This window comes from Pseudomonas viciae (genome assembly GCF_004786035.1).
Classification (GTDB): Bacteria; Pseudomonadota; Gammaproteobacteria; order Pseudomonadales; family Pseudomonadaceae; genus Aquipseudomonas; species Aquipseudomonas viciae.
This window is the reverse complement of the sequence record NZ_CP035088.1, coordinates 2,756,596-2,768,865: the sequence shown is the minus strand read 5'-3', so window position 1 is coordinate 2,768,865 and position 12,270 is coordinate 2,756,596. Positions and strand designations below refer to the sequence as shown.

Sequence of the window (12,270 nt, the reverse complement as noted above, 5' to 3'; positions counted from 1 at the left end):
GGGAGCAAGCTTTTGTGGGAGCTGAGCTTGCTCGCGATAGCGGTGTAACAGACAACAGAGATATTGACTGGAAGGGCCTCATCGCGAGCAAGCTCAGCTCCCACAAAAGCCCGCTCCCACAATGGACCGGTGTCCACATCAAGTTCGCACTAGCGACCCGCCATCGCCGCGCCTGCTATCATGCGCAGCATCCCCTACGCACAGGATCGCGCCGCGCCCCATGGATTACCGTAAACCCTCCGACCGCAAGAGCATGCACTCGCGCATTGTCCAGGAACTGGGCATGCAGATCGTCTCCGGGCGTTTCAAGCCGGACGACAAACTGCCCGCCGAAGCCCTGTTGTGCGAGGAGTACGCCGTCAGCCGCCCAGTGCTGCGCGAAGCCACGCGAGTGCTGGTCGCCAAGGGCCTGGTGTATTCGCGCCCGCGGGTGGGCACGGTGGTCAAGGCCCGGCGGGAATGGCACATGCTCGATCCGGATGTGCTGCACTGGCTGATGCAGAGCAGTCCGCAGAATGAATTCTTCAACTTGCTGACCAGTGTGCGCAGCATCATCGAACCGGCTGCCGCCGCCCTCGCCGCACAGTTCGCCGACGCCAGCGACATCGCCGCCATCCGTGAAGCCTACCAGCGCATGGAAGCCGCGCCGACCCCCGAGGCCGTGCTGCAACCTGACCTGGACTTCCACAGCCGCATCGCCGACGCCACCCACAACGACTTGCTCGCCAACCTGTGCAACATGTTGTCGGTGGCCATCGCCGAAGCGCTCAAGCACTCCAACCAGCGGCCCAACCTGCATGAACTGGCGATGCCGCGCCACAAGGCGATTCTCACCGCCATCGAGAACCGCGACGCCCTCGGTGCCCGCCACGCCACCCTGGTGCAACTGGATGATGCCCGCAGCGCGCTGAATGTGGTGCTGGGCGCCGACCCTGCCTGATCCCCCCTTAGCCAAAAGACGAGTCCTGGCATAACCCACATCCGCCCGGGTGGTATTTATTTACCGCCCTCGCGGAAGCGGGATGTCGATACTTCCCTCGTCGTCACTCCCGGCGGCCATGAACTTATGAAAAGGATTTCATATGACCGCAGCCACTCCGACCAATACTCTCCCCGCGCTTGCACAAAGGGTCAGCCTGCTATTTGCCAGCCGCCCGACCTTCGAAGAAGTCGCGCAACGCATGCTCGAACAAGCCATCAAGGAAAAATATCCCTCGTTGAGCTTCGACCTGTCCAAGACCAAATTGGCAACGCCGGATCCCGCCTCTCGTGGTTTCACGCTCCAACCGTTCATGCCCCGCGTCCTCGATTACCTGGCCTTGGGCACCCCTCTGGATTTCACGGAACGCGGTGGGCGTCGCTGCTTTCTTTCCGACGCACCGCCCCGCGAGCTCTCACCGCAAGACGACAAGCTGGACATCAAGGTCATCGAAAAACTGCTGCTTGAACTGCCCTGGACCGTACCGATCGGGCTGGAGGATGCGCTGACCCGCTATTGGAACGCCGGCATCGACACGGGTAATGACATCAGCCGCTGGCGCTGGCTCAGCGATGCACTCAAGAACACGCTGTCTATCCGCAGCCTGCAACAACCCGACCTCACTGACCCGGCGCGCGAAGCCCTGGACCAAATCGTCTGCTGGCCGGACCGCGAGCAGCGATTTCGCCGCACCAACCTATCCCCCGTCTACGCCTACAGCCTGGAAACCAAAGTCACCCGAAACGGCTCCAGCAGCGTGCTGATCGGCAGCGAAATGCTCCTGACCTATTGCAAAAATGGCGCTACCGTCTTCCTGCTTTGCAGTCCGGGCGGCGCCGTGCAGTCCTTTGCATCCCTGGAAGAATTCAATAGCCATTGGGGCGCAGGGATTGCCAGCCGCTACATCGTCGACACCCTGACTTGCCAACGCAACGAGATCAGCGGCAATGCTTTCGACACCCAGGCCGCCATGCTGCTGGAGCAGCAACTGGCCGACCTGAACGCAGTGCAGTTGCCCGCGCGGATTGGCCTGCCAGACCTGTCGACGCTCTACCAGGAGCTGAGCGACCCCGCCCGTTATCTGCTTGACGCACCGCATCTCACGCCCGAAACGGCGGCACGGATCGAGCCGCTGTTGCCCGACTGGTTGAAACAAGCCTCCATCGTCGATCAAACGAAATTCCAGCATTACAGCCTGACATTGGCCAGCGCGAAAAAACGCCACCAGGGCCGCACCTTTCTCAGCGACATCGAGGACATCAAGGCCTTTGCCGCCGACGCCCTGCTCAAGCAGATGCAGCAAACCAACGACAGCCAACCGGACAAGGCTCAAACCAACCAATACCAGCCCGACGATGTAGAGCTGACTTTCACCGTGGCAGCCGGTTATCCCGGAACCATCGGGATCATCGAGAAACGGAAGATGAGCCTGACCGAACTGGCCATCAACAACCTCGTCGCTCGACCGAGTGCAAACCTGGTCCTCAGCCATCGCCTGGGCCTGACGCTGCCCCGGTGGCTGACGCCGGATTTCATCACTCGCAAGAACGGGCTGATCGAACAGGTCGACATTGGCACGACCTATCCTCGCTACCTGCAACAACGCCTGCTGGATGATTTGACCCAGGCCCAGGAACGCCAGCGACTGTTTGCAGAACAGATCCCGGCGCAGTTGTCGCTTGAAGCCCTCAAGCAAATGCTCAACCATGAAAACGGCGTAACCCGCCAAGGCCTGCGCCTGGTTGAAGCCCTGCTCAACCCCGACGCGAGCAGTCAACAGGTCGGCGGCCAGTCGGTGGTCATTCGCCACCTGGCCTTCCTGCGCAAACCCGAAGCCCATCCCGACATCGTGGGCAACATGTTCATCATTGAGCCGGCGGATGTCCAAACCGGACCGCACCTACTGTATCGCCCGCTTTACGCGCCCTCGTTGCAAGAGCTCCCTACGCGCGAGGCACTGTTGAAGGCCATCGTCACTCCTGGGGATCTGCAAAAGAGCATCCTGACCTGGATGTCCGACGCCGCGCGCCCGATCTATGCCGATGGTGGTTTCCAGGAGCCGCACATCGTGCGCTTTTTCCAGGGCGATGAGTTCAGCCTCCCCGCCAAGCCTGCCCCCGCAACGCTGGCCATTGACGGTACAAACGACGAACTGCGGCAGTTCCTGCACAACGGTGAACTGATGCAGTATCTGTACGGCAGTAATGCCCGCGCTCTGGTCTCCCAGGCCGACCATGATTCGGTCTCCAACAGCGAGAGCCGCTGGGCAGTGCTGCTGGAAGGCGGCAGCCTGTTGTTCAATACGCTGCTGATGCCCTTGCTGCGCGGCCCAGTCATGACCACGCTCTGGCTGTGGAACCTGATGAGCAGTGCCAGTCATGATATTCCGGCCCTGAGCAGCGAAGACCCGGTGACCCGTGAACTGGCCGTCGTCGACCTGCTACTCAACCTTGGCATGCTGGCGCATCAATTTCCCTCCATCAGCGCCTTGTCCCATGCACCGGTGCCCCATGCACTGAAGGAACAGGCGATGCGTCCCCCAGCACCGCGCGTCATCCCTGAGCAGTGGCCGACGCCGGTGCCGCCCAGGATTCTCGAAGGGCCGGTGGGCTTGCCCGGCGAACACTCGCAGGGCGCCCTGGACCTCAGTTTCGCCAGCACCGGGCAGCGCCTGACGCAGGAGCAACGTAACCGGCTGCAGCGGCTACAGGTGCCACGCCCCACTTCAATGCCTGAACCGATCAAATATGGCCCCTACACAGGCTTGTACGTCATCCAGAACAAATGGTACGCACTGGTGGAAGACAAACTGTATCGGATCAGTCCGGAGCCGGACGGCAACACGGTGATCGTCGACCCGCAGGCTCCACGAGACCCGGCAAAAAATGGTCCGGTGTTGAAGTCAGATATCCAGGGCAACTGGTCCATGGACCTACGCCTGCGTCTGCGCGGGGGCATGCCCCCAAAGCGGGTGGCCGAACTGCGCAAGCTCAGGGCCCAGCGGGGGATGGAATTGACCCAGGAGCTGAGGAATTATCACGCACAGGAAGCCGATAAGCTAAAGGCCGTGCAAGTTGCCCAGGAAGTCTTGAGCAGAACCCAGGAAGGCGACTTTACCGAGGAACAACGTGCGGCAAAACGTGCGCAGTTTTATGAATTGCTCCAGGACCAGACTGACGACTATCTGCGGCTGCTGAACAAAGCAACGGAATATGCCAGCCTTGACATGACATTGCCCCCGGAACTGCTTCGCGCACTGATGGAAAATGTGATCAACAACGCCCGTAAGGCCTTTCTTGTCGTCGAGTTGGATTTAGTGGCCCTGGATGCCGCCAATATCCACTTCATGAAAAATGGACCGGCGTTGAAGGAGGCTGTCGCCGACAACCCCGTAGGCTACTTTGCGTACCTCGACGCAATGAGCGTCATCAACGATCGTACTATCTATTGGCTGGAACTCGAGGAGCGGCACCTGGACGCGTTATTGAACCTGGACGCCGAAGGCGCGCAGATATTCGAGCGGCTGACCAAGGATCGTCCCCAGGAAGAAAGATCTGCGCTGGCCACCAAGTCCTTGCAGTTACCCATACTCGCCGCCCTGCTGGTCAAAAACCCCGAGTCCGACCTTCCCGCCAGTCTGCATAATTTCATCAAGCTCTTGCTGGAACAGGTGCGCTCCCACTCCGACCTGGAAACATATGACCTGCCCCCTCCGGAGCGGCTTGAAGTGCTGGAAAGTCTGACCGAAAACTATGGCGCTTCCCTAGATGCCATGCAGGGCATCAAGGCACTCAATGCCAACGACATTGACCCATCCTATTTCGCCAGGCTGTTCAAGCTGATCGAACATCTCTATGACGACGTCTCCAAGAAATTGTCCGCCGAGCTCAAACCCGCGCCGCAGCCGCGCAAGCGTCCGCAAAAACGCACCAAAACGGCGAGCGGGCGCCCGCAAAAAAAGGTGATCAAAACCCGGAAGGCTGGCGTCTTGATTGGTGATCTGAAACCCGCCGGCACCTCCCTGCCGATTGAAGTCGTCGAGCTACGCTCCGAAGTCGATGACGAGTTACTCGCCACCTATTCACAGCACGACGACGTCTGGGACATCGTCGAAGTACAACGACCGGCTCCATCACCACGCACCAGAGCGATCAAAACGATCAAGGGCGATGCGCGCAAGCTGCTGGATCAACTGGAGAACAGTTTACTGAGCGCAGAGCGGTATAAAACCCAGTGCCGCTTTCCCCAGGAAATCGAGGAGATCATGAACAATGAGGCGAGTCGCTACCGCAAACGCTGCGAAGAACTCGAAAGAGCCTTCACCGCCTCGACAAAACCGCGCACAGCAGCGGATCAGACATTGATCGATGAACTGTCAAACGCAGCTTTCCGCCTGACCACCCGGGGCAGTGAACTGCGCACCGAACTGAGCCTGAAGTTGCCGCCCACCGACAGCAATCTGCGCTACCTGTTCGCAAAGAACCTGATACAAGTCGCACGGCTCGGCGAACGCAAAGCCTTGAAAGGCGAACGCAAGGATTTCCTCCAGGAATACGCCATCAACGACCGCGACGGCTGGACGCTCTGGTACGCGCACTTTCATTACGAGACGGTCGACACGCTGAAAACGGACTACAGCGTTGCGCATTTGAAAACCAAGGAGCAACGCCGGGAGCACTACCACTCGATGCTGGCCAAGGCGAAGAGCCCTTATGCAGTGGTGAATGTACATCGAGGGCAGATCGGCAGGTCGTTGGCGCAGAGCAAGTTCTTGCCGTTGGCGCCGTGATCACCGCTCAAAGGCTGGCGTAATTCATTGTGGCGAGGGAGCAAGCTCCCTCGCCACATGTATTTCAAGTCCATTGAGGGGACAGCATTCCCCTCCAGCAACCCATCAATGAGCAAACAACGAATTACCCTTCTGCCCCGCCAACTTCTCCGGCTTGATCAGGAACCGCGCCAGCGCCGGCAGCAGCCACAACGCACCGAACATGTTCCACAGCAACATGAACGTCAGCATCAGCCCCATGTCGGCCTGGAACTTGATGGCCGAGAAGATCCAGGTGCACACGCCGATGGCCAGGCACAGACCGGTGAACAATACGGCTTTACCGGTGGATTTGAGCGTCTGGTAGTACGCCTCCTGCAACGGCAATCCGGCCCGCAGGAAGCTTTCCAGACGGCTGTAGATGTAGATGCCGTAGTCCACGCCAATCCCCACGCCAAGGGCCACCACCGGCAGGGTCGCGACTTTCACGCCAATGCCCATGAACGCCATCAGGGCGTTGCCCAGCACCGAGGTCAGCACCAGCGGTAGCACGATGCACAGCGTCGCCGCCCAGGAACGGAAGGTGATCATGCACATGGTCGCCACGCAGATGTACACCAGGATCAGGATGATCAGTTCCGATTCCTTGATCACTTCGTTGGTGGCCGCCTCGATGCCGGCGTTACCGGCGGCGAGGATGAATTCCAGACCGTCGCGGTTGTTGTCCCTGGCAAAGTCCTGCACCGCCTTCACCGCACGGTCCAGGGTCTCGGCCTTGTGGTCGTTGAGGAACACCAGCACCGGCGCCAGGGAGCAGCTGTTGTTGTACAGGCCATCGGCCCGGGCAATGGAGTTGTTCAGCACGTCAGGGTTGCGCGACAGGGTTTCCCATTTCAGGTTGCCCTCGTTCATGCCCTTGATCATTTGCTTGGACACGGTCACCAGGGAAATCGCCGACTGCACGCCCTCGGTGTTCTGCATCTTCCACATCAGCTCGTCGATGGGCGCCATGGCTTCATAGCGCGAGCAGCCCTCGGCCTTGGTCTTGACCATCACCACCAGAACATCGGAGCTGGTGGAGTAGTTGCTGATGATGAAGTTGTTGTCCTGGTTGTAGCGCGAGTCCGGACGCAATTCCGGCGCGCCCTGATCGAGGTCACCGATCTTCAGGTTCTGGCTGTACCAGAGGCCACCACCGAAAGCGATCACCGCCAGGGCAATGGACACCGGCGCGACCTTGGCGCTGGCGAAGTTCGACAACGTGCGCCAGAACGGGTGTTCGCGGGTCGCGTCTTTCTTGCTGCGCTCGACGGCACGTTTGCTGATACCGACATAGGAAATCGCCACCGGCAGCAGGATCAGGTTGGTGAACACGATCACCGCCACGCCGATGGACGCACCGATGGCCAGTTCGCGGATCACGCCGATGTCGATGATCAGCAAGGTGATGAAGCCGACGGCGTCCGCCAGGATCGCGATCATCCCCGGCAGGAACAGCTGGCGGAAGGTGCGCCGCGCCGCCGTCAGGGCGTTGTCCGCTTCGCCGGACTGCAAGGCGATGCCGTTGATTTTCTGCACGCCGTGGGAAATGCCGATGGCGAAGATCAGGAACGGCACCAGCATCGAATACGGATCGAGACCGAAACCGGCCGCGTGCATCAGCCCCAACTGCCAGACCACCGCCACCAATGTGGTGCTCAATACCGCGATGGTGCTGCGCATGCAGTTGGTGAACCAGTACAGCAGGATCAGGGTGATGACGAACGCCACGCCGAAAAACATCACCACCATGACCAGACCGTCGATCAGGTCGCCGACCTTCTTGGCAAAACCGACGATATGGATCTGCACGTTGGGGTTCTGCGCTTCAAACTTGTTGCGGATCTTGTCTTCAAGCTCGTGGGAAAACTTCCGGTAGTCGAGGGCGAGCAACTTGCCCTGGTCCTGTGGGTCCGGGTAGGACTCCAGCAACGGGATATCGATGATGCTCGACTTGAAATCGTTGGCCACCAGACGCCCGACCTGGCCGGACTTGAGTACGTTGTTGCGCAGCAGATCCAGGCTGTCGGCTGAGCCGTTGTAGCTCTGGGGGATCACCTCGCCACCGGCGAAGCCCTCCTCCGTCACTTCGGTCCAGCGCACGCTCGGGCTCCACAGCGACTTGAGCCCGGAACGGTCAACCCCGGAAATGTAGAAGACCTCGTCGTGAATCTGGCGCAGGGTCTCCATGTATTCCTTGGAGAAGATGTCGCCATTGGTGGCTTCCACGGAAATTCGTACCGTGTTGCCCAGGTTCGCCAGGTCATTGCGGTGCTCGAGCATCTTCTCGATGAAGGGGTGCTGGAGCGGGATCATCTTTTCAAAACTGGTGGACGGCCGGATCAGCGTGGCCTGCCAGAACAGGAAAACGCTGACCAGCAGGCAAATGACGATCACTGCCGGGCGGTTGTTGAAAATCAGGCGTTCGAGGAACGTCGCCTTGTCTTGATGATGACTGCTCATGGGGTCCGCCTTCTTGTTTTTATGCCCGTCTTGCAGGCGTGACTCATTTGCTCAGTTCGGCGCCAGTGGACGTGGTGGCGCGCACGCCCCCTTGCCCCGCCAGGATCAGGTTGCCGTTGCCCGCCGCCGTGACGGCCGCCACGGAGATTCGGTCCGGGCGGTTGAACACGCTGAAGGTCACGCCGTCGTCGGTACTGCGCACCACACTGCCGCCGTTGCCGACGATCACGATGGAACCGTCCGGCAACAACGTGGCCCCAGACAGGCCGAACTCCAGGGCACCACGGGCGGCCTTGAGTTCGACCTGTTCCCAGCTGCCACCGAAGTCGGCGGAGCGATAAAGGTTGCCGCGCAAGCCGTAAGCCAAAAGTGTCGAAGGCTCGGCGGTGCCGATGACACCGAACAGCGAGCCTTCGTAGGGGCCTTCGACCTTTTCCCAGGTCTGGCCCCAGTCGGCGGAGCGGAACATGCTGCCGGCCTCGCCAACGATGAACAGCCCGGCGTCTTTCACGGCAGCTATGGCATTGAGGTGGAACTGGTCTTCGTTATCGAGGCGGTCACTGGCGTCTTCCCAGTGCTTGCCGCCATCGGTGGTTTCGAGCAGCGCACCGTAGGCGCCCACGGCAAAACCGTTGCTGGCGTCCTTGAACCAGACATCCAGCAGCGGCGATTCACGGGCCAGGTCTTCGAATTGCTTGGTCCAGGTGCTGCCACCGTCGTCGCTGGCGAGGATCTGTGCGTCATGCCCCACCGCCCAGCCGTGCTTGTCGTCGACGAAAAATACGGCGGTGAGCAGTTGGCGGGTTGGCACTTTGGCCTGGGTCCAGGAACTGCCTTGGTCGTCCGAATAGACAATGTGCCCACGGTCACCGACCGCCACCAGGCGCTGGCCGGCGTGGACCACGTCAAGCATCAGAGTTTTGCTGGCCTTGGGCGATTCGACGGAGTAGATGACATCGGACGTCGACGCCGCAACCGCCATCACCGGTGCCGACAACACGGCAGAGCCCAGCAGCGAGAGCACCGAAGCCAGCAACGCGACTCTGCGCAGCACCGGCGGGCGGCAGCACCCCACAGCCATGACAGGCTCACTCATAGACCTTTCCCCCATTATTATTGTTAGGCTTTGTACGTCGCCAGTTCTGGAGCATAGTCCTGAAACCTGCAATCTAGAGCCACTTCGGAAGCTGACCTATCCTATCGGGCTTTGGAAAGGTCTGACAATCGATGGCGCGTTATCTTTTGTTAACCGGGGGGATATAGGCCAAGGGCGAATAAGAAGACATTCGTGAGGGTGATGAATGTGGCGAGGGAGCAAGCTCCCTCGCCACAAAGGTAAGGCAGTGTCTGTTTATGCCAGGCTCTTGCTCACCACTTCAAACACATCGCTGGACAGCCCGCCGGACGCCAGGATGCGCTCCAGTTCGGCTTTCATCAGCGCCTGGCGGGCGCTGTCGTATTTGCGCCAGCGGGTCAGCGGCGCCAACTGTCGCGAGGCGATCTGCGGGTTGAAACCATTGAGCTGGATCACCAGGTCCGCCAGGAAGCGATAGCCCGAACCGTCGGCGGCGTGGAAGTTGATCAGGTTCTGCCCGGCGAACGCACCGATCAGCGCCCGCACCTTGTTCGGGTTCTTGATGTTGAACGCCGGGTGCTCCATCAATGCCTTGACCCGCGCCAGGCCACCTGGCAGCGGGCTGCCGGCCTGGACGCTGAACCATTGGTCCATGACCAGCGGGTTGCCCTTGAAGTTTTCCGCGAACACTTCCAGGGCCTTGGCCTTCTCGGCTTCGAACGGCGAGTTGACCAGCACTGCCAGCGCGGTGAGGCGCTCGGTCATGTTGTCAGCCGTATCGAACTGCTCCAGGGTCGCGCTCAGCACCTCAGGCTTGTCGGTGAGCATCAGGTACGACAATGCGATGTTCTGCAATGCGCGCCGGGCGAAATGCTCGGCCTCGGCCACATACGGCGTGCGTTTGGACAGGTCGCGGTTGGCTTCGTAGCGAAGCCACAAGGCCTCGAACAGGTTCTCGGCCAACTGCCGACGGGCGAACTCGCGGGCGGCATGGATCGCCTCGACGTCGGCCACTTCGCTGATTTCGGTCAGATAGGCCTCGCCTGGCAGCGAGAGCATTTCGGCGACCATGGCCTGGTCCAGGGACTCGTCCGACAGCACCGTGCGCAAGGCGCTGACCAGGCGAGGATCCAGCACCAGGCTCGTACCCTTCTGATGCTGGGCGATCAGTTCCTGCAACACCTGCACCGACAACTGCTGGCCGGCATCCCAGCGGTTGAAACCGTCGCTGTCGTGCTGCATCAGGAACATCAGTTGGTCGCGGGTGTACGGGAAGCTCAGTTTCACCGGCGCCGAGAAGCCGCGCAGCAGCGAGGGCAAGGGTTGTTCGGCGATGCCGACAAAGGTGAAGGTCTGCTCGGCTTCGGTCACCGAGATCACCCGGGACGTGCCGTCTGCCGCCGCTTCCCCGGCCAGGCGCAGAGGGATCTCAGCGCCCTTGCTGTCGAGCAGGCCCAGTTCCACGGGAATCACGAACGGCAGCTTTTCCATCTTGTCCGGGGTCGGCGGGCAACTCTGGCTGAAGGTCAGGCTGTAGGTCTTGGCCGCGGCGTCGTAGGACTCGCTCACCGCCAACCGTGGCGTGCCGGCCTGGCTGTACCAGCGCTTGAACTGGCTCAGGTCGACGCCGTTGGCGTCTTCCATGGCCTTGATGAAGTCATCGCAGGTCACGGCCTGGCCGTCGTGGCGCTCGAAGTACAAATCACTGCCCTTGCGGAAACCCTCAGGCCCCAACAGGGTGTGGATCATGCCAACCACTTCCGAGCCTTTTTCGTACACGGTCAGGGTGTAGAAGTTGGAGATCTCGATAAAGCTGTCCGGCCGCACAGCATGGGCCATGGGGCCGGCGTCTTCGGCGAACTGGTGAGTGCGCAGGTAGGCCACGTCCTGGATGCGCTTGACCGTGGCGGAGTTCATGTCGGCCGAGAACCCCGCATCGCGGAACACCGTGAAACCTTCCTTGAGCGACAGCTGGAACCAGTCGCGGCAGGTCACGCGGTTGCCGGACCAGTTGTGGAAGTACTCGTGGGCAACGATCGCCTCGACCCGCTGGTGCGCAGCGTCGGTGGCGGTTTCGGCGCGAGCCAGCACGGCGCTGGAGTTGAAGATATTGAGGCCCTTGTTCTCCATGGCGCCCATGTTGAAGTCGTTGACCGCGACAATCATGAAGATGTCCAGGTCGTATTCACGCCCATAGACTTCTTCGTCCCAGCGCATCGACTTCTTCAGGCTGGTCATGGCGTGCTGGCATTTGTCGATGTTTTCCGGCTCGACATAAATGCGCAACGCCACGCTGCGCTCGCTCATGGTGGTGAAGGTGTCTTCGACGCACCACAGGTCACCGGCCACCAGGGCAAACAGGTACGCTGGCTTCTTGAACGGATCTTCCCAGGTCGCCCAATGGCGACCGTCTTCGCCAGGACCGCTGGCAATCGGGTTGCCGTTGGACAGCAGCACCGGATAGCTGTGCTGCTCGGCCACCACGGTGGTGGTGAACTTGCTCATGACATCCGGGCGGTCGAGGTAATAGGTGATTTTGCGGAAACCCTCGGCCTCGCACTGGGTGCAGAACATGCTGCCGGACTTGTACAGGCCTTCCAGGGCCGTGTTGGTTTCCGGGTGGATCCTCACGGTGGTGTCAACCGTGAAGGCCTGGGTCTTGGGCTGCAGGGTCAGGTGGCTGTCGTCCAGCTGGTAATCGCCCTGCCCCAGGTCGGCGTCGTCGAGCTTGATCGAGACCAGCTCCAGGTGCTGGCCATCGAGCACCAGGGGCGGCAACCCGGCCCCGCCCTCGGGGTTGCGGCGCATCACCAGTTGCGCATGGACCAGGCTGTGGTCCTCGAACAACTCGAAGGTCAGGTGCGTCTCGTCGATCAGGTACTCGGGCGCCTGATAGTCCTTCAGGTAAATCATCTTCGGTTGTTCGGTGCGCATAGGTCGAATCCT

Annotated in this window: 5 protein-coding genes; 2 read left to right on the top strand and 3 right to left on the bottom strand. The window is 60.6% G+C overall.

Going from position 1 to position 12,270, the window contains the following annotated elements:
- Positions 1–220: 220 nt before the first annotated feature.
- Positions 221–940 carry a FadR/GntR family transcriptional regulator gene (locus tag EPZ47_RS12690; RefSeq protein ID WP_135845082.1) on the top strand — a complete coding sequence of 240 codons (720 nt, stop codon included), beginning with the start codon at positions 221–223 and terminating at the stop codon, positions 938–940.
- A gap of 142 nt (positions 941–1,082) precedes the next feature.
- On the top strand, positions 1,083–5,768 hold the full coding sequence (locus EPZ47_RS12685; protein ID WP_135845081.1) for a hypothetical protein: 4,686 nt from the start codon (positions 1,083–1,085) through the stop codon (positions 5,766–5,768).
- 105 nt (positions 5,769–5,873) lie between these two features.
- Here the strand turns inward: EPZ47_RS12685 and EPZ47_RS12680 are convergent, their stop codons facing one another.
- From EPZ47_RS12680 to pepN, 3 genes are all read right to left on the bottom strand, one after another.
- Positions 5,874–8,249, bottom strand: a complete 2,376-nt coding sequence (locus tag EPZ47_RS12680) for an efflux RND transporter permease subunit (RefSeq protein ID WP_135845080.1) — start codon at positions 8,247–8,249, stop codon at positions 5,874–5,876.
- A 43-nt stretch (positions 8,250–8,292) separates the two neighbouring features.
- Complete coding sequence (locus tag EPZ47_RS12675) at positions 8,293–9,345, bottom strand: YCF48-related protein (RefSeq protein WP_135845079.1); 1,053 nt, start codon at positions 9,343–9,345, stop codon at positions 8,293–8,295.
- A 255-nt stretch (positions 9,346–9,600) separates the two neighbouring features.
- Positions 9,601–12,258 (bottom strand): aminopeptidase N, encoded by a 2,658-nt coding sequence (pepN, locus tag EPZ47_RS12670; RefSeq protein ID WP_135845078.1) that lies wholly within the window; start codon positions 12,256–12,258, stop codon positions 9,601–9,603.
- Positions 12,259–12,270 lie beyond the last annotated feature (12 nt).

Bases quoted from the DNA above. Each gene is read 5' to 3' on its own strand.
- EPZ47_RS12680 (WP_135845080.1), bottom strand. From the start codon at position 8,249: ATGAGCAGTCATCATCAAGACAAGGCGACGTTCCTCGAACGCCTGATT.
- pepN (WP_135845078.1), bottom strand. From the start codon at position 12,258: ATGCGCACCGAACAACCGAAGATGATTTACCTGAAGGACTATCAGGCG.
- EPZ47_RS12690 (WP_135845082.1), top strand. From the start codon at position 221: ATGGATTACCGTAAACCCTCCGACCGCAAGAGCATGCACTCGCGCATT.
- EPZ47_RS12675 (WP_135845079.1), bottom strand. From the start codon at position 9,345: ATGAGTGAGCCTGTCATGGCTGTGGGGTGCTGCCGCCCGCCGGTGCTG.
- EPZ47_RS12685 (WP_135845081.1), top strand. From the start codon at position 1,083: ATGACCGCAGCCACTCCGACCAATACTCTCCCCGCGCTTGCACAAAGG.